The following is a 17,934-nucleotide window of genomic DNA, read 5'->3' on the forward strand; positions in this document are numbered from 1 at the left end:
CGGACGAGCGCTCACCCTTGTACGGTCTGGGGCTTACCAGCCGTACAACGATGAGCGCTCGCCGCGGAAAAAGTTAGGCCTGGCCGACCTCGAAGCGCACGAACCGGGTCACGGTCACACCCGCCTCGTCGAGCAGGGCCTTGACCGTCTTCTTGCTGTCGGACACCGACGGCTGGTCGAGCAGCACGACGTCCTTGTAGAAACCGGTCACCCGGCCCTCGACGATCTTGGTCAGCGCCTGCTCGGGCTTGCCCTCGGCACGCGCGGTCTCCTCGGCGATGCGGCGCTCGTTGGCGACGACATCCTCGGGCACGTCCTCGCGGGTGAGGTACTTCGCCTTGAGCGCGGCGATCTGCAGCGCGACGGCGTGCGCGGCCTCTTTGTTGCCACCCTGGTACTCGACCAGCACACCGACGGCCGGCGGCAGGTCCGCGGCACGCTTGTGCAGGTAGGTCTCCACGGTGCCGTCGAAGTAGGCGACGCGGCGCAGTTCGAGCTTCTCGCCGATCTTGGCCGACAGGTCCGCGATGACCTGCTCGACGGTGGTGTCCCCGACCTTGGCGGCCTTGAGCGCGTCGATGTCGTCGGCCTTGGCGGCCGCCGCAGCGGCGACGATCTGGTCGGCGACGCCCTGGAATTCAGCGTTCTTGGCGACGAAGTCGGTCTCGGAGTTCAGCTCGATCAGCGCGCCGTCCTTGGCCGCGACCAGACCTTCGGCGGTCGCGCGCTCGGCGCGCTTGCCGACGTCCTTGGCGCCCTTGATGCGCAGCAACTCGACGGCCTTGTCGAAATCGCCGTCAGCCTCGACGAGCGCGTTCTTGCTGTCGAGCATGCCGGCGCCGGTCAGCTCCCGCAGGCGCTTGACGTCGGCGGCGGTGTAGTTAGCCATGTTTGTAGCTCTCCCTAAGCTTCTGGAGTCTTCGGTTCGGTCTGGATGTCGGCCTCGGGGGTGCCGGGCTCGGCACCCGCGGCGGTCGGCGATGCGGTGGCCGGCGCGGTCGCGGAAGCCAGCAGCTCCTGCTCCCACTCGGCGAGCGGCTCGGCGCCGGCTTCGGGCTTGTCGCCGTCACGGCCTGCGCCGGCGCGGGCCTGCAGCCCCTCGGCGACGGCCGCGGCGATGACCTTCGTCAGCAGGGCGGCCGAGCGGATCGCGTCGTCGTTGCCCGGGATCGGGTAGTCGACGAGATCGGGGTCGCAGTTGGTGTCGAGGATCGCGATGACCGGGATGCCCAGCTTGCGCGCCTCGCCGACGGCGATGTGCTCCTTGTTGGTGTCGACGACCCACACGGCCGAGGGCACCTTGGCCATGTCGCGGATACCGCCGAGCGACCGCTCGAGCTTGTTCTTCTCGCGGGTCAGCATCAGGATTTCCTTCTTGGTGCGACCCTCGAACCCGCCGGTCTGCTCCATCGTCTCGAGTTCCTTGAGACGCTGCAGGCGCTTGTGCACGGTCGAGAAGTTGGTGAGCATGCCGCCCAGCCAGCGCTGGTTCACGTACGGCATGCCGACGCGGGTGGCCTCTTCGGCGATCGACTCCTGCGCCTGCTTCTTGGTGCCGACGAACATGATCGTCCCGCCGTGGGCGACGGTCTCCTTGACGAACTCGTACGCCTTGTCGATGTAGGTCAGCGTCTGCTGCAGGTCGATGATGTAGATGCCGTTGCGGTCGGTGAAGATGAACCGCTTCATCTTGGGATTCCAGCGCCGGGTCTGGTGCCCGAAGTGGGCGCCGCTGTCCAGCAGCTGCTTCATGGTGACGACAGCCATAGTCGTATGCCTCTTTGCGTTGTCGGTTGTCGCCCGGCGTCGGGTGATGCCAGGCCCTGGTGCCCGCTCGGAATGCCAGACCCGTCTCGGAAGATGGGACCGACGGCATCCGGGTTACGACCCTGGGTCGTGGTGCAGACACGCGAAGTCAGCCCGCGCAAGCGAGCTGCGGTTAGCAGTTTACACCCTGCACAGGGGTGGTTTTGCCACGACGACCTGGCCATCCACAGATCGCCGCGCGGGGCTGGCGCGGTTCGCCCAGTATGCGCTGAACTGGGCAAATGCGAAGGATCGGGGCCGTTGCCGCGGTGCTGGCAGCCGCGTGCGTGTGGGCGGCGCCTGCCGACGCCCAGCCGGACCGGTTGGACTGGCCACTGCGCCCGCGCCCGGACGTCGTGCGGGAGTTCGACGCCCCGTCGCCCGACTGGCAGCCGGGTCATCGCGGGGTCGACCTGGCCGGCGCACCCGGGCAGTCGGTGTACGCGGCCGCCGGAGGCACCGTGGTGTTCGCCGGTGAGCTGGCGGGCCGGCCGCTGGTGTCGATCGCGCACCCCGGCGGGCTGCGGACCAGCTATGAACCCGTCGAGGCCGTGGTGCGGGCCGGTCAGCGTGTCGCGGCGGGCACGGCGATCGGCGCGCTGCGACCCGGGCACTCGGGCTGCCCCGCGTCGGCGTGTCTGCACTGGGGCGCGATGTGGGGGCCGGCGTCGCGCGCGGACTACGTGGACCCGCTGGGCCTGCTCGCATCGACCCCGATCCGCCTGAAACCCACGCGCTAGGTGTACTGACCTGAGAGGTTAGGTACGCGGGTGGCAGGTGGTTGGCCGCCGAGTGCGGTGTGGCCGCGGTGGTGATTGTAGGTGTGCAGCCAGCGGGGGAACTCGGCGCAGCGTTCGGCGTCGCTGCGGTAAAGCCGTGCGTAGGCCCATTCGTCGGCCAGGGTGCGGTGGAATCTCTCCACCTTTCCGTTTGTCTGGGGGCGGTAGGGGCGTGTTCGGCGGTGCTCGATGTCGCCAAGAGCGTCCCTGAACGCATGTGATCGGTAACAGGAGCCGTTGTCGGTCAATACTTTCCGTACCGTGAAACCGCACGTGCTGAACCAGGCTTGCGCGCGAAGCCAGAAGGCTGCGGCAGTCTCTTTGCGTTCGTCTGTTAGCAGCTCGCTGTAGGCCAGCCGCGAGTGCGCGTCGATCGCGGTGTGCAGGAAGTGGTAGCCGCGTAGCGGGTGGCGGTGCTTGCTGCGCTGTCCTGAAGTCTTGTCGGCCTGGGCGTTGCGATTGCCGACGATGCGTCCCAGCATGCGCCATCCTCCGCCGGCAGGGATCTTGCCGAGCTTCTTGACGTCCACATGGACGAGGTCTCCGCAGCACGCAGATTCCATCCGGCGGACGACCTGGCCGGTGGCGCGGTCCAGCCAGCGCAGTTTGGCCAGCTTGTAGCGGGTGAGCACCCGATGCACTGTGGACACATTTAGGCCCAGTAGATAAGCGATCCGGGCCGGACCCCACCGCCGCAGGACACGGACTTTGATGATCCGGCGCTCGGTACGGGTGGGTGTCTGGTTGGGGCTTCGAAGTGGGCGTGAGCTGCGATCAGCCATGCCGGCTGGACCGAGCTCGCGATAACGCGAAGCCCAGCGCTGGGCTGTGGTGACCGCGACCTGAAACCGTTCGGCGGCCCGGCGCAGCGACCAACCGTCCTCGACGACGCAACGGGCCAAGCGCAGACGCCCGGTTTCAGACAATGGGGCATTACGGTGGGACACGAAGACCTCCGGAGTGAGTTGTGCGTTCTTCAGCAGCTCGCACTTCACTCGGAGGTCTTCGTTATGTCACCACGCCACGCCGTACCTAACGTCCGTGGTCAGTACAGCTAGCCACGCGACCGTGCCCTACCGTCGAAACCGTGACCACCGACGCGCACCGATCACGAAAGCTTCGCTTCGGCCTGACCACCGCCACACCGCGCACCGGCACGCAGATACGCGATTTCGCGCGAGAGGTCGAAGCCGCCGGATTCGACGTGCTGACCTTCGCCGACCACCTGGTGCCGTTGGCCCCGCCGTTCACCAGCGCTGCCGCCGCCGCGACAGCCACCGATCGGTTACATGTCGGAACGTTGGTGCTCAACAACGACTTTCGGCATCCGGTCGAGACCGCACGCGAAACCGCCGGGCTGGCTTGGGTTTCCGACGGGCGTTTCGAGCTCGGCATCGGCGCCGGGCACATGAAGTCGGAGTACGACGCCGCCGGGCTCCGGTTCGACGCCGGCGCCGTGCGCGTCTCGCGGTTGGAGGAATCGGTCGCCGTCATCCGCACGCTCCTCGACGGTGAGGCAGTCAACGTCGACGGCGCGCACTACCGCGTGCACGCCGAGGCGGGACAGCTGGTGGCGCCGCCACTCGGTCGGGTCCCGCTGCTGATCGGCGGCAACGGCGAGCGCGTGCTGCGGCTGGCCGGCCGCGTCGCCGACATCGCGGGATTCGCGGGCATCACCCACAACCACGACGCGACCGAGGTGCGGTTGTCGCACTTCGGGCCCGACGGACTCGACGACCGGATCGCCGTGGTCGCCGACGCCGCGGGCGAACGGTTCGAGCGCATCGAGCTCAACGCGCTGATCCAGGCGGTGGTCGCCACGGACCAGCCGCGGCGCGCGGCCGAGCAATTGGCCGCGACGCTCAACGTCTCCCCCGATGCGCTGCTCGACTCCCCGTTCGTCCTGCTCGGCACCCACGAGCAGATGGCCGAAGAACTCGTGCGCCGACAACAGCGTTTCGGCGTGAGCTACTGGACGGTGTTCGACGAGCTCCCCGGCAGGGCGTCGACGATGCCCGACCTCGCCGAGATCATCACGCTGCTGGGCTGAGCGTCTCGAGGAATCCGAGCATGGCGGCCAGAACCACGTCCGGCTGATCCCGCTGCACCCAATGTGCTGCTCCGGCAATGACTTCGAGACGCGCGTCGGGCATCAGGTCGGCTGCTGCGCGCGCCGCCGACACCGGCACGCTGGTGTCGCGGCCGCCGTGGATCAGCAGCGCCGGCCGCGGAAACGACGGCAACCGGTCGCGGTAGTCGGTGCGCAGGCCGGCGAACCCGACCTGGTCACGCTGCCACTGCCCGTAGGCCTCGAACGCGTGCTCGGCCCGCGCGGCGGCGAGGATCTCGTCGAGGAGTTCGGGTGTGCGCGCGGCAGGGTCTCGGATCAGCGCCGGCATGAGCGGGGCCATGAGGGTTCGGCTTCGGCCGGACCACCGGGTGACCGCGCCGAGCAGACCACTGCGCAGCGTCAGCCACGTCGCGGCTTGGCGCATGCCCGACAGCGGCCCGTCCGACAACCGTCCCATGAGGCCGTAGCTCGCCAACAGCATTGCGCCCGTGACGTTTTGCGGTCGTTCCAGTACGTGCCCGATCGTCATGCCGCCGCCGAGCGACAGCCCGCCGATCGCGTAGGACGTCACGCCCACGGCGTCGACGAACTCGCCAACGTAGGCGACCAGGCGGTCCTGGGTCGACGGCCATGGAGCCGGCGGGGTGTGCCCGTAGCCGGGGTGGTCGGGGGCGAGCACGCGGTAGCCGGCCGCCGCGAGCCGCGGCCCGAGGTCACCCCAGGACAGCGACGCACTGTCCACCCCGGCGCCGTGCAGCAGCACCACCGGCGCGCCCTCGCCCCACTCGAGGTAACTGACGTTCCCCCACGGCAGCCGGACCGTCGACCGCTGCACGACTCCTCCTCTCGCAGCGATTTCGGTGTCGGCAGTTGCGCTGAACGCCACTAACTACACCGAAACCGCCAAGGTTAGGCGCGGGGGTGGGCCTGGTCGTGGACCGCCCGCAGCCGCGCGACCGTCACGTGCGTATACAGCTGGGTCGTCGCGAGCGTCGAGTGCCCGAGCAGTTCCTGCACCACGCGCAGGTCGGCCCCGCCCTCGAGCAGATGTGTCGCGGCGCTGTGCCGCAACCCGTGCGGCCCGATGTCGGGCGCGCCGTCGACCGCCGCGATCGTCTGGTGCACGACCGTGCGCGCCTGCCGGGGATCGAGCCGACGGCCGCGGGCGCCCAACAGCAGCGCGGGCCCGGAGTCGGCGGTGACCAGCGCGGGTCTGCCGACGTCGAGCCACGACGACAGCACCGCCTGCGCCGGCTCGCCGAACGGCACGGTGCGCTGCTTGTTGCCCTTGCCCAGCACCCGCAGCAGCCGCCGCGGCATGTCCACGTCGTCGATGTCGAGCCCGCACAGCTCGCTGACCCGGATCCCGGTGGCGTACAACAGTTCCACGATCAGCTGGTCGCGCAGCGCCAGCGGATCGCCCTGTTGCGCACCGGATTTCGCGGCGGCCATGGCGTCGAGCGCCTGGTCTTGCCGCAGCACCGCGGGCAGGGTGCGACGCGCCTTGGGCACCTGCAGCCGCAACGCCGGATCGGCCGCGATCAGCCCGCGCCGCGCGGCCCACGCGGTGAACGTCTTGACCGCCGAGGTGCGTCGCGCCAGCGTCGTGCGGGCCGCACCGGCAGCGGCCTGCGCGGCCAGCCACCCCCGCAGTGTCGGAAGGGTCAGACCGGCCAGGCCGGAGGCGCCGCGTTCATCGATGAACTCGAACAACGCCCGCAGATCGCCGAGGTAGGCGCGCCGCGTGTGGTCCGACCGGCCGCGTTCCAGCGCGAGGTACTCGTCGAACTCGTCGAGGACGGCATCCACGACACCACCGTGGCAGACGCCGGTCGCGACGTTCAGGTGACGCGCCGCAATGTGTCCGGAGTGAGATCAGCCAGTGTCGGATAGCCGTCGACGGCCATCGTGAGATCGGCCTCGGCGAGCAACGAACGCAGCACGTGCACCACGCCCTCGACGCCACCGAGCGCCAGCCCGTACGCGTACGGCCGCCCGATACCGACCCCGGTAGCGCCGAGTGCGAGCGCCTTGACGATGTCGGCGCCGCTCCGGATCCCCGAGTCGAACAGCACCGGCAGACCGTCGGCCGCTTCCACCACGCCGGGCAGGCAGTCGATGGCGGCCAGCCCGCCATTGGCTTGCCGCCCACCGTGGTTCGAGCAGTAGATCGCGTCGACGCCGCCGTCCTTGGCGCGTCGGGCGTCGTCGGGATGGCAGATCCCCTTGACGATCAGCGGAAGGTCGGTGAGCGACCGCAGCCACGGCAGGTCGTCCCACGTCAACGGGTTGCCGAACAGTCCGACCCAGTGCAGGACGGTGGCCTGCGGGTTCTCCTCGGGCGGCTGCGCCAGGCCCGCGCGGAACACCGGGTCGCTGGTGTAGTTGGCCAGGCACTTGCCGCGCAGTTGCGGGAAGTTCGACGTCGACAGGTCGCGGGGCCGCCATCCCGGCACCCAGGTGTCGAGGGTGACGACGATGCCTTTGTATCCGGCTGCTTCGGCGCGGTGCACCAGGCTCGCGGCCAGCTCCCGGTCGGTCGGCGTGTAAAGCTGGAAAAAGCCTGGCGTGTCACCGAATTCGGCGGCCACGTCCTCCAGCGGATCCTCGGTCAGCGTCGAGACCATCATCGGCACGCCGGTGCGGGCGGCGGCCTTCGCCGTTTTGATGTCGCCGTGCCCGTCCTGCGCGCAGATGCCGATGACGCCGACCGGAGCCATGAACACCGGCGACGGCAACGTCAGGCCGAACAGGTCGACCGACAGATCGCGTTCGCGGGTGGCGCGGAACATCCGCGGCATCAGGCCCCAGTTGTCGAACGCGGTGCGGTTGAGCCGTTGGGTGCGTTCGTCACCGGCGCCGCCCGCGACGTAGGAGTACACCGACGGCGGCATCGCCGACTCGGCCTTGGCCTCCCACTCCGCGAACGTCATCGGCAGCGTCGGCACGATGCCCGAAAGGCCCTGCAGATAGATCTCGAACTGGTAGTTCCCGAACGTCATGCCGCCAGCTTGCCAGTCAGCCGCCCTGACCGGACTCCGCTTTGGCCAGTTCGGCCTTCCACTGGCGGAAGGTCTCCTCGGTGCGCCCGCGCCGCCAGTACCCCGAGATCGACGACGCCCACTTGGCCTCGACGCCGCGTTCCTTGCGGATGTAGGGCCGCAAGTTCTGCATGACGGTCTGCGCCTCGCCGTGGATGAACACCTGCACCTGGCCGGGCAGCCACGGGGTTTCCTTGACCGCGGCGATGAGCGGTGCGTGGTCGCCGGCCTGGTCCTCGGGCACCAGGTCGGCGCGTCCGCCGCGATAGATCCAGCGCACCTCGACGCCGTCGGGTTTCTTCAGCGGGATCTCGTCGTCGGGTCCGGCGACCTCGATGAAGACCCGCCCGATCGCGTTGTCCGGCAACGCTTCCAGCGCAACGCTGATCGCCGGGATCGCGGCTTCGTCGCCGGCCATCAGGTGCCAGTCGGCGGCCGGGTCGGGCGCATAGGCGCCGCTGGGGCCCATCAAGTAGGCGGGCTGGCCGGGTTGGGCCTTGGCTGCCCACGGTCCGGCGACGCCGTGTTCACCGTGCGTGACGAAGTCGATGCTCAGTTCGCGGCGCTGCGGGTCGACGTTGCGCACGGTGTAGGTACGCACGGTGGGGCGCTGCTCGGGCGGCAGCTCCGAGAAGCTGTCGAGCGTCAGCGGCTGCGGCAGGCCGGCGACGTCGATGTCGGGGTTGACGATGACCAGCTTGACGTAGGCGTCGGTGAAGTCGTTCGGGGTGAAGGTGTCGAAACCGGACCCGCCCAGCACGAGCCGGATGAGATGCGGTGTCAACTCTTCGGTGCGCACCACCTCGAAGGTGTGTATCGGACGCCCTGCCACGTGTTCCTCCAAATCACGCCGACGTCTCCATACCGGTCGGCATCTTTCGACTATACGAGCGCACTGCGGCCCGCTGGCCCCTACCTTGCGAGGGCCGAAGCCGCCAGTTTCGGCTGCCAGTCGGTCGTCACCAGCGCCCCGAAGTTGTCCTCGCGGTTGTCCTGGTTGGCGGTGTCGGAGTCGCGGATGCTGAAGATGAACGCCGGACCGCTGTACGGGGTCTGCGCCGCACGCCGCAGTCCGTCGAGGATCTGTTTGGCCTGCTCCTGCTGGCTGACCCCTTCGGCGGTCGGGGCGCTGGTCGGCGCGCCCATCTCGGTCATCCAGATCTTCTTGTCGCCGTCACCGTTGGCGACCATGAGCTGACGTACCCGTTCGACGTCGGACCAGCCGTTGAGGGTGTCGGCCTCCAGTCCGTGCGGAAACACGTACGGATGCATCGCCATGGCGTCGAAGAACCCCTTCGCGCCGCGGTCATACATCTCGGCGACGAAGGTCGGCGGTGCGTCGGGCGCGAACGCCGGGCTCAGGCCGCCGGCGATCACGGTGCTGCCGGGTTGGACGGCTTTCACGGCCGGATACGCGGCCTTGAGCAGTTCGGTGTAGCCGGCGGCGCGGTCGCCGAGATAGCCCCAGAACAGGGGCAGGTTCGGTTCGTTCCAGATCTCCCAGTTCGCGACGCGGTCGCCGTAGCGCTGCACGACGGTCGTGACGAAGCTGGCGAACACCGCGGGATCGGTTGGCGGGCCGGTGAAGTAGACGCCGGGCGCGCGCGCCCAGTCGGGGCTGTAGCCGATCAACCCGAGAACGCGGATGCCGCGGGCGAGCGCGCCGTTGATCCAGTGGTCGACGTAGCCCCAGTTGTAGGCGCCGGGCATCGGTTCGACGCGGCTCCAGTCGATGAACACCCGCAGCCACGACGCCCCGGTGCGCGCCGCTGCGTCGAGTTCACCGTCGGCCTCGGCGCGGCTCATCCAGGTCATCGGCGCCCCGACGCTGAACCCGTAGCCGTCGGCCGGCGCGACGACGGCCTCCGCGCGGGCGGTGACCGTCTCGGCGGACAGCATCGCGGCGATCAGCCACCCGGCGGCCGCGACACGGGCCATCACGCTGTTCAGCCGCTTGTTCATGGCGACAACTTACCGGAGCGCGAGTTTCCACCGGCCGTCTCGGCTGGTCACGAGCCCCTGCAGTTCGAGGTTCGCCAGCGGCCCCAGCACGTGGCGGGCCGGCAATCCGGACGCGACGGCGATCTCGTCGGGGGTGCGGGCCCCGCGCCGCGGCAGCGCGTCGTACACGCGTTTCTCGGCCTCGCTCAACTCATCCAGCGGCGAGGCCGGATGTTGTTCTTCGGATGCCAGTTCGCCGATGCGCCCGACACATTCGACGACCTCATCGGCGCGCGTCACGATCCTGGCGCCGTCACGCAGAAGCACGTGGCAGCCGACCGAGGCCGCCGACGTGACGGGGCCCGGCACCGCGCAGACCGGCCGGCCCAGCGCGCGGGCCCACGCCGCGGTGTTGGCGGCGCCGCTGCGCGCCCCGGCCTCGACGACCACCGTCGCCCCCGCCAACGCGGCCACCAGCCGGTTGCGGGTCAGGAAGCGGTGCCGCGCTGGCCGGGTGCCCGGCGGATACTCGCTGATGACCAGGCCGCTCTCGGCGATGCGTCGCAGCAGTGCGGTGTGCCCCGCGGGATAGGGGACGTCGACGCCGCCGGCGAGCACCGCGACCGTCGTCCCCTCGGCGGCCAGCGCCGCTCGATGCGCGGCGCCGTCGATGCCGTACGCACCGCCCGAGACGACCGCCACCTCACGTTCTACCAGCCCGGTCGCCAGATCGGCGGTGACGAACTCCCCATATGCGGTCGCGGCTCGGGTTCCGACGAGCGCGGCCGCGCGGTAGGCGATTTCGTCGAGCGCTGCGGGACCGACGGCCCACAGCACCATCGGCGCATGAGCCTGCGACCGCAGCCGTTCGGGCACACCGCCGAAACCGGTGAACGCCAGCAGCGGCCACTCGTCGTCGTGCGCGGTGATCAGCCGCCCACCCAACCGATCGAGAACTTCGAGATCGCGGGCGGCACAGTCGAGTTGACGACGCGCCTCGGCACTGCGGTTGATGTCCTCCCCCGCCTGGCCCCGTCGCACCCGGTCGGCGGCCTCGACCGGGCCCACCTGTGCCACCAGTTCGGTCAGCGCCGGACACGGCGGTTCGACCACCCGCGCCAGGTAGGCCCACGCCACGGCCAGATCGTCGGTCATCGTGCTCGTCCTCCCTGCCGGAAACTCAGCGCGGTGGTGACGTCGTCCGATGAGGGCGACGCGCGGCCCGCCAAGTCCGCGAGCGTCCACGCCACCCGCAGCGTGCGGTCCATCCCCCGTACGCTCAGCGACCCGCGGGCGAGGGCCAGATCGAGTGGCTTCATCACCTCCCGCGGTAACCGAAACCTGCGGCGGAGCAACGAACCACTGACCTCGGCATTGGTTCGGATGCCGTACGGCCGCCATCGCTCGGCGGCCGCTGCCCGCGCAGCCGCCACCCGTTCGCGTACCACGGCAGTCGATTCGCCGTCGTCGGCGGCGGTGGTGCCCGCGCGCAACGCGTGCATCTGGATGTCGAGATCCACCCGGTCGAGCAGCGGGCCGGACAGCTTGCCGAGGTAGCGCCGCTTCTCCTGGCCGCCGCAGATACAGTCACGCGGGTCCGGACGGGCGCACGGGCACGGATTCGCGGCCAGCACGAGTTGGAACCTCGCCGGGTAACGGGCCACCCCGTCGCGCCGGGCGATCCGCACCTCCCCGTCTTCGAGCGGTGTCCGCAACGCCTCGAGGACCGGGGTGGCGATCTCGGCGCACTCGTCGAGAAACAGCACCCCGCGGTGCGCGCGACTGACCGCGCCCGGCCGCGCCAACCCCGACCCGCCGCCCACCATCGCCGCCACACTTGCCGTGTGATGCGGCGCCACGAACGGGGCCCCGGTGATCAGCGGCGTGCTGTTCGACAACAGACCCGCCACCGAGTGGATCGCGGTCACCTCCAGCGCCTCCTCCTCCGAGAGCGGCGGCAACAGCCCCGGAAGGCGTTGCGCCAGCATCGTTTTACCGGCGCCGGGTGGTCCGGTCAGCATCAGATGATGGCCGCCGGCGGCGGCGACTTCGACGGCATACCGCGCCTGGCTCTGACCGATCACGTCGGCGAGATCGACGGTGGATTCCTGCACCGACGGCGACGAGTCGACCCGCGGTTCCAGCGATCCCTTGCCCCTGATCCATGACCGCAGTTGACGGAGGTGGCGCACGCCCCACACGTCGATGCCGTCGATCAGGCTGGCTTCGGCAAGGTTGTCGACGGGGACGACCGCGGTGGGCCAGCCCTCGCGTTTGGCTGCCGCCACCGCCGGAAGGATCCCCGTGACGGGGCGGACACGTCCGTCGAGCGCCAATTCGCCGAGCAGAACGGTCTTCTCGAGCCGCGCCCAATCCTTCTTGGTGGACGCCGACAACACAGACATCGCCAGCGCCAGGTCGTAGACCGATCCCATCTTCGGGAGCGTCGCCGGGGAGAGGGCCAACGTCAGCCGGGTCTTCGGCCAGTCATCGGTGCAGTTCATGATCGCGGCGCGGACCCGGTCGCGGGACTCGTGCAGCGCCGCATCGGGCAGGCCGACCAGATGTACGCCGGGCAGTCCACCCTCGATGTGGGCTTCGATCTCGACGATCTGACCGTCGAGCGCGCGGACCGCGACCGAGAAGGCGCGCCCCAGCGCCATCTAACCCACCCCCTGCAAGTGCATGATCTCCGGCGTCGGACACCGGCCGAGGCGGACACCGACGACGTCGATGCGCACCTGCGCCCAGCGCGTGTTCTGGTCCGCCAGCCACAGGCCGGCGAGCCGCCGCAGCCGACGCACCTTCTGCGGTGTCACCGCCTCCTCCACCCCGCCGAACCGATCACTGGTGCGGGTCTTCACTTCCACGAACACCACCGCGCCCACCGCGTCGTCGGCGGCGATCACGTCCAGTTCGCCGTAGCGGCACCGCCAATTGCGCGCGAGGATCCGCAGCCCCAGCGACCGCAGGTGCTCGACCGCAAGCTGTTCGCCCAAAGCGCCGATCTCGGCGCGGGTCATCGAAGTCATGCCTGCACCGTCCGGCAGGGCACCGACACCTCACCGGGTTCCGGCTCCCGCCATCCCCAAGTGCGGATTCATCCCCAGATCCGGCCCACGCGGTTGCGTCGAGACAAACCGAGAGATCTCCCCTTCGGCCACGCGAAACGCCGCAACGAGAGGGTCAACTGTAGGGAAACCCCTGATTCTTCACATCGCAAATTCGAGGAGGCTTGCCTGACATTTGCTGAGACCCCGTCAGGGGCAAGGAGGGCTCGGTTCCGTGGGATATGCGCGCTATGTCGGCCGTGTCGGGGCGTTAGCCGTCGCGTTGGGCGTGGGGATGGCGGTCGCCACCACCCCCGGCGTGGCATGGGCCGAGGAGACGGGCGAAGGCACGTCCGACGCCGGACCAGCCGCGGCGCAACCGGCCGCCACCGAACCCACCGCCGAGGGCAGCGACGCGACCGCCGACGGCAACGTCGGCCCGACCACCTCAACATCAGCGACCACTTCGACAACAACGACCGAGGCCGGTCGCAGCACCACGGTGTTCGGCGGCGACGGTACCCCGGAAGTCACGATCAGCGGATCGACCGTCGACATGTCGGAACCCACCTCTGCCGAGCAGACGCCAGAGCCCACGACGCCCGAACCCACGACGCCAGCCGCACCGACGCCGACGGCGCAATCGCCCGCCGCGACCGCCGCGCCAGCCCCCACCTCGGCCGCGCCCACCAACGCCCCGGACTCGAGCGTCGGCGATCTGCCGCCGGCCAACAGTCCGACGGCAACGAAGCAGCCCGCCGCCGAGGACACCGACGCTGACGGAGTCCTGCTGCGCGTGACGAACAGCGCGCCCACCGAGTCACCGGACACCATGGCGGCGAACGTCGCTCGCCTGCTCCCCAACGCCATCGCTCCGGCGCCCGACCCGGTCGACCCGATTGAGGCTGTTCTCGCGCTCGGCGGCACCTTCATCAGCGGTGTGCTCAACGCAATCGTGAACACATTCCTGGCGCCGGTCTTCGGACCCACCGGCCCCCTGTACAACTCGCTGTTGTGGGGCCTGGTCGAGTCGGTGCGCCGCCAGTACAACCAGGCGTACGCCAACTCCACCCCGACGCTGAACCTGCAGACGACCGGCCAGCAGGACGCGGACGATCGCCAAATTCACGGGACCCTGGGCGGTTTCGACCCTGACGGTGACGCGCTGGCCTACAGCGTGCCCACCACCGGACCGGGCGCGCCCGCCCACGGCGAGGTCACCATCAACGCTGTCGCCGGCACGTGGACCTACACCCCCGACGCCGGCTACAGCGGTGCCGACAGCTTCACCATCAGCGCGTCGGACGCGGCCGGTTTTCATATCCACCGCCTCGGCCACACCCACTCCACCACCGACTCGATCACGGTCACCGTCGGCGCCGCCGCCACTGGCCCACAGATCATCTCCGGACCGTCCGGGGCCGGCGGCGACGTGCAGATCGTCACCACGACGGATGGCACACGCGCGCTGACGCAAACGCGCACATACGACGAGGCCACCGGGGCGTACACGACTACGTTGACGTTGGTCGACCTCGAAACCGGCGCCCTGATCGGCGATCCGCGGGTCTTCGCCGGCGATTACGAGTCCACGCACTACAGCGGCGACGACCGCCGACTGTTGACGATCAGCGATTCGGTTGGGAACACCTCGAGCTTCGTCGTCATCGACATGGGCAGCGGAGCCGTCCTGGGTGAGCCGGTGACCGAGACGGGGTGGCTGGTCGTGCACCACAGCAGCGACGCCACGCGTGCATTCCTTTTCTTCCGCGATTCGCCCCTCGAGGCGCAGAGCAGCTTTGCGATCGTGGACACGAGGACCGGGGAAGTGCTGACCGCGCCGGCACCCGGCTACGCGCCGACATACCAATTGTCGGATTTCGAGACTCGGGTTTTCGTCGCCAAGTACGACAGCGATAACGACACCACCGCGATAACCGTCGTCGACACCACAACCGGAGCATTGCTCGGGGAGCCGATAACGCTCGACGGCAACCACCAATGGGTGCAGCACACGGCAGCCGGCGACCGCGTGTTTTCGTACGCGTACAGCGAGTCCCGCGGTACCAGTGTTCTCGCGGTGATCGACCCGGCGACGGGAGCGCTGGTCGGGTCACAGATGACGCTGGCGGGCCGGGCGGTTCAACTCAAGGTCAGCGCGGATGGCACGAGAGCCGTTGCCTACGAACCATCTTGGAGCGACACGTCGAACACCGTCAGGCTTGTGAACCTCGAGACCGGCAGCTTGATTGGGGCCCCGGTCTCGGTGCAGGGCAGTATCTCTTACGTTGCCCTCCCCGACGACGGTGGCAGCGTTCTCTTGATGAGCGGTCCGCAGTTCGGCGATCCGATTTTTGTTACCGTTATCGATGCCGACGCCGGCACGACGCTGGGCGACACGATCGAGATGACTGCGCCAGTCTCCGACATCCGATTCAACGAGGACGCTACCCGGGCCTATCTCATCGCGACCGAGAGCGGGAGCGGGTTCACCAACCTCGATTTCCGGGTCGTCGACACCGCCACCGGTCAAGTGCTCGGCGCGCCGGTCCAGTTCACCGACTACCACCTCACCAATGTGGTGTTCAGCGCCGACGGCAGCCGGGCCATAGTGACCGGGTCGGGTCTACAGACGTCGCTGTACGTATTCGACACTTCGACCGGGGCAACGGTTCTCGAGAAGCACTCCGTCATCGACGCCTACGCGGTGCCGAGCGAGGACGGCACCCGAGTGTACTTTTTGGTGCGTGACTACGCCGCCGACGCCGGTTCCATCGAGATCTACGACACGGCGACCGGGCAGCAGTTGGGCCAGCAGATCGACGCCGGCGCTGCCGACTTCGGGTGGTCGACCACCGACGACGGCAAACGTATCTACGTCGAGCGTCAAGAGAACGACACCACGAGTATCCGCGTTTTCGACGCCTTATCCCTTGCGGCCCTTGGTGATTCGTTCACCGTAGACGGCAACGGCATTTTCAGCATCGTGACGAGTTCCGACGGACGGTATGACTTCGTCCGTAGCATTGCCTACGCCGACGATGCACTCGATCGCGACGAATCGACGATCACCGTGATCGACACCGCCAGTGGGGAGCGGCTTGATTCCTTCACCTTCTTCGCCGGGTCCGGCGAGACCAGCCTGATCGAAACGGACGATCGCATCTACGTCTTCGCCAAACGGGAGGAAGGCTATTGGTCGACCGTTCGCGCCACCACGGTTGCGGTTGTCGACGCCGACACCGGGCGGATACTGGGCACACCCGTCACCATGGACGGGCCGACCACAACGACGTCGTTCAGCGAGGACGGGAGTCGTCTGAACCTCATCTGGCACACGAGTGACGACAGTCCGTGGGTTTCCGAACGCTTCGCTGCCATCGACACCGAGTCTGGCCTGCTCGCAGAGGGTCCGGTGACCTCGACCACGCTCGTGGCCGGGCAAGTGGTGACCGCGCCGGATGGTCGACCGATCCTGATCCTTCAAACCATCGAGTCGCCGGACCGGTCGACCATCGAAACCGTGGTGGTCGTGGGCGGGGCCGGACAACACGATGTACCGGTCGTACTCCCGGGCACCATGCAGAGGTACTGGTACAACGCGGACCAGACGACGATGTACGTGCTGACCACGTCGGGTGACTACCCCGGCGGGGAGGGTGTGGCAACGCACCTCGTAGCCATCGATCTCGCCACGGGTGCTCCTTGGCAGGCCGGCCCAGTCACGGCCGACGGACGAGTCCCGACGGAATTCGGTCAGCACCCTGGCCGGGATGTTGTCGTCGGGGACCGCAACGTGTACCTGACCACGGTGATGACCGGGTCCGACGGGGCCGCCGTCACCCGAACGACCATCGTCGATCGACTGACAGGCGCGCAGATCGGATTCGTCGACGTCGAGGGCCGGCCCACGACCTACGTACTTCCCTCGGCCGACGACAACCATCTGCTGCAGGTCACCGAATCCACCGACGCGGCCTTCGAGAAGCGCACCACACTCGCGGTGATCGACACCCGGACCGCGACCGTGATCGGCGGCCCGACCACCTTCGACAGTGCGTTGCACACCGTGCTGTACACCGCCGACGGCTCACACATCGTCGCCGTGACCCAACCCGGCAAGGAGACACGTGGACCGGTCGGCACCGTTTTCACGCGATACAGCGGGCCGACCACGTTCACGCTCATCGACATGTCGACCGGAGCCGTGGTGGGTGACCCGCTGGTGATCGACAGCACGTTCACCCACTGGGCCGCGTCGCTGGGCAACAACGGTGACCGCGCGATCGCGGTGATGAGCACACGGGACGAGGCAGACACACCCGTGTCCCACGTGTACGTGCTCGACATCGACGGCAACGTGACGGCCACCTAGAGGAGATCCCCGCCTCGGTTTCGTCGTCGTCAAAATCGGGGTACACGCCGGCATGGCCGACAAGTCGTTTACCGGGGTCGCCGACCGCGCGACCGACAGCGATGCCTTCGAGTACACCGCGCGAGCGGGTTTCGCCGTCAGCGGCGTGCTGCACCTGCTCGTCGGATATCTGATCCTGCGGATCGCGTTCGGCGCATCCGGCAACGCGGACCAGTCCGGCGCGCTGGCCACGCTGGCGCAGCAGACCGGTGGCGCGGTGCTGCTGTGGGTGGTCGCCGTCGGCCTGTTGGCGCTCGGGTTGTGGCGGATCGCCGAGGCGATCATCGGCGCCAAGCCCGGCGAGGGCGCCGGCCGCCACGGCGACGACACCCCGGCGTGGAAACGCGCCAAGTCGGTCGGGTTGGCGATCGTCAACTTCGCGATCGCGGTGTCGGCGGTGCGTTACGCCATGGGCAGCGGGCAGCAGAGCAGCCAGCAGAACGCCGGCCTGAGCGCTCAGATGATGCAGTCCGGGTGGGGTAAGGCGGTGCTGATCGCGGTCGGTCTCGGCCTGCTGGCCGTCGGCGGCTACCACGTCTACAAGGGCGTGACGAAGAAGTTCTTCAAAGATCTGCGGGTCCGGGGCGGCACCGGGGTCACCGCCGTCGGCGTCGCCGGCTACGCCGCAAAGGGCCTGGTACTCGCCGGTGCGGGCCTGCTGGTCATCGTCGCGACCCTGCAGGCCGATCCCGCCAAGGCGACCGGGATCGACGCGGCGGTCAAGACCCTCGGGCAGGCGCCGTTCGGCAAGTTCCTGCTGATCCTCGCCGCGGTGGGCATCGCCGCGTTCGGTGCGTACAGCTTCGTGCGCGCCCGGCACGGCCGGATGTGA

General features: G+C 68.9%; 15 protein-coding genes. 4 read left to right on the top strand and 11 right to left on the bottom strand.

Features of this window, described 5'->3' with window-relative positions; genetic code table 11:
• Positions 1–73: 73 nt before the first annotated feature.
• Positions 74–889: a translation elongation factor Ts gene (gene tsf / locus BLW81_RS24510; protein WP_083409440.1), complete on the bottom strand. Its 816-nt coding sequence runs from the start codon at positions 887–889 to the stop codon at positions 74–76.
• A gap of 14 nt (positions 890–903) precedes the next feature.
• Positions 904–1,767, bottom strand: a complete 864-nt coding sequence (gene rpsB / locus BLW81_RS24515) for a 30S ribosomal protein S2 (protein WP_083409441.1) — start codon at positions 1,765–1,767, stop codon at positions 904–906.
• Between the two features lie 281 nt (positions 1,768–2,048).
• Between rpsB and BLW81_RS24520 the strand changes: the two genes are divergently transcribed.
• On the top strand, positions 2,049–2,546 hold the full coding sequence (locus tag BLW81_RS24520; RefSeq protein WP_083409442.1) for a M23 family metallopeptidase: 498 nt from the start codon (positions 2,049–2,051) through the stop codon (positions 2,544–2,546).
• Here the strand turns inward: BLW81_RS24520 and BLW81_RS24525 are convergent.
• Positions 2,543–3,532, bottom strand: coding sequence for an IS481-like element ISMav3 family transposase (locus BLW81_RS24525; protein WP_083410789.1), 990 nt, complete (start codon positions 3,530–3,532; stop codon positions 2,543–2,545). The genes BLW81_RS24520 and BLW81_RS24525 overlap by 4 nt on opposite strands.
• A 140-nt stretch (positions 3,533–3,672) precedes the next feature.
• Here BLW81_RS24525 and BLW81_RS24530 point away from each other — a divergent pair, with 140 nt between their 5' ends.
• Positions 3,673–4,635, top strand: a complete 963-nt coding sequence (locus BLW81_RS24530) for a TIGR03621 family F420-dependent LLM class oxidoreductase (protein WP_083409443.1) — start codon at positions 3,673–3,675, stop codon at positions 4,633–4,635.
• Here the strand turns inward: BLW81_RS24530 and BLW81_RS24535 are convergent.
• The 8 genes from BLW81_RS24535 to BLW81_RS24570 form a co-directional block, all read right to left on the bottom strand.
• Positions 4,619–5,491, bottom strand: coding sequence for an alpha/beta fold hydrolase (locus BLW81_RS24535; protein WP_083409444.1), 873 nt, complete (start codon positions 5,489–5,491; stop codon positions 4,619–4,621). The genes BLW81_RS24530 and BLW81_RS24535 overlap by 17 nt on opposite strands.
• Positions 5,492–5,565: 74 nt before the next feature.
• Positions 5,566–6,465 (bottom strand): tyrosine recombinase XerC, encoded by a 900-nt coding sequence (locus BLW81_RS24540; RefSeq protein WP_083409445.1) that lies wholly within the window; start codon positions 6,463–6,465, stop codon positions 5,566–5,568.
• A gap of 32 nt (positions 6,466–6,497) precedes the next feature.
• Positions 6,498–7,658, bottom strand: a complete 1,161-nt coding sequence (locus tag BLW81_RS24545; protein WP_083409446.1) for a lactate 2-monooxygenase — start codon at positions 7,656–7,658, stop codon at positions 6,498–6,500.
• 16 nt (positions 7,659–7,674) lie between these two features.
• Complete coding sequence (locus tag BLW81_RS24550) at positions 7,675–8,529, bottom strand: siderophore-interacting protein (RefSeq protein WP_083410790.1); 855 nt, start codon at positions 8,527–8,529, stop codon at positions 7,675–7,677.
• Between the two features lie 80 nt (positions 8,530–8,609).
• Positions 8,610–9,659, bottom strand: coding sequence for a glycoside hydrolase 5 family protein (locus BLW81_RS24555; protein ID WP_235632085.1), 1,050 nt, complete (start codon positions 9,657–9,659; stop codon positions 8,610–8,612).
• A 9-nt stretch (positions 9,660–9,668) separates the two neighbouring features.
• The gene (gene dprA, locus BLW81_RS24560; protein ID WP_083409447.1) at positions 9,669–10,793 is read right to left on the bottom strand and encodes a DNA-processing protein DprA; all 1,125 of its coding nucleotides are present in this window, start codon (positions 10,791–10,793) and stop codon (positions 9,669–9,671) included.
• Complete coding sequence (locus BLW81_RS24565; RefSeq protein ID WP_083409448.1) at positions 10,790–12,301, bottom strand: YifB family Mg chelatase-like AAA ATPase; 1,512 nt, start codon at positions 12,299–12,301, stop codon at positions 10,790–10,792. The genes dprA and BLW81_RS24565 overlap by 4 nt, the downstream gene beginning before the upstream one ends.
• Entirely contained in the window at positions 12,302–12,670 is a 369-nt protein-coding gene (locus tag BLW81_RS24570; protein WP_083409449.1) for a YraN family protein, read from the bottom strand.
• A gap of 253 nt (positions 12,671–12,923) precedes the next feature.
• Between BLW81_RS24570 and BLW81_RS24575 the strand changes: the two genes are divergently transcribed.
• Together BLW81_RS24575 and BLW81_RS24580 are read left to right on the top strand one after the other, a co-directional pair.
• Complete coding sequence (locus BLW81_RS24575) at positions 12,924–17,063, top strand: cadherin-like domain-containing protein (protein WP_157897825.1); 4,140 nt, start codon at positions 12,924–12,926, stop codon at positions 17,061–17,063.
• Between the two features lie 52 nt (positions 17,064–17,115).
• Positions 17,116–17,934, top strand: coding sequence for a DUF1206 domain-containing protein (locus tag BLW81_RS24580; protein WP_083409451.1), 819 nt, complete (start codon positions 17,116–17,118; stop codon positions 17,932–17,934).

The sequence above is a fragment of the Mycolicibacterium rutilum genome (genome assembly GCF_900108565.1).
In the GTDB taxonomy this organism is placed as follows: domain Bacteria; phylum Actinomycetota; class Actinomycetes; order Mycobacteriales; family Mycobacteriaceae; genus Mycobacterium; species Mycobacterium rutilum.

What these genes read in the sequence shown, in the direction of transcription:
- tsf (WP_083409440.1), bottom strand. Translation starts at nt 889, where the DNA reads ATGGCTAACTACACCGCCGCCGACGTCAAGCGCCTGCGGGAGCTGACC.
- rpsB (WP_083409441.1), bottom strand. Translation starts at nt 1,767, where the DNA reads ATGGCTGTCGTCACCATGAAGCAGCTGCTGGACAGCGGCGCCCACTTC.
- BLW81_RS24520 (WP_083409442.1), top strand. Translation starts at nt 2,049, where the DNA reads ATGCGAAGGATCGGGGCCGTTGCCGCGGTGCTGGCAGCCGCGTGCGTG.
- BLW81_RS24545 (WP_083409446.1), bottom strand. Translation starts at nt 7,658, where the DNA reads ATGACGTTCGGGAACTACCAGTTCGAGATCTATCTGCAGGGCCTTTCG.
- BLW81_RS24555 (WP_235632085.1), bottom strand. Translation starts at nt 9,659, where the DNA reads ATGAACAAGCGGCTGAACAGCGTGATGGCCCGTGTCGCGGCCGCCGGG.
- dprA (WP_083409447.1), bottom strand. Translation starts at nt 10,793, where the DNA reads ATGACCGACGATCTGGCCGTGGCGTGGGCCTACCTGGCGCGGGTGGTC.
- BLW81_RS24565 (WP_083409448.1), bottom strand. Translation starts at nt 12,301, where the DNA reads ATGGCGCTGGGGCGCGCCTTCTCGGTCGCGGTCCGCGCGCTCGACGGT.
- BLW81_RS24570 (WP_083409449.1), bottom strand. Translation starts at nt 12,670, where the DNA reads ATGACTTCGATGACCCGCGCCGAGATCGGCGCTTTGGGCGAACAGCTT.
- BLW81_RS24580 (WP_083409451.1), top strand. Translation starts at nt 17,116, where the DNA reads ATGGCCGACAAGTCGTTTACCGGGGTCGCCGACCGCGCGACCGACAGC.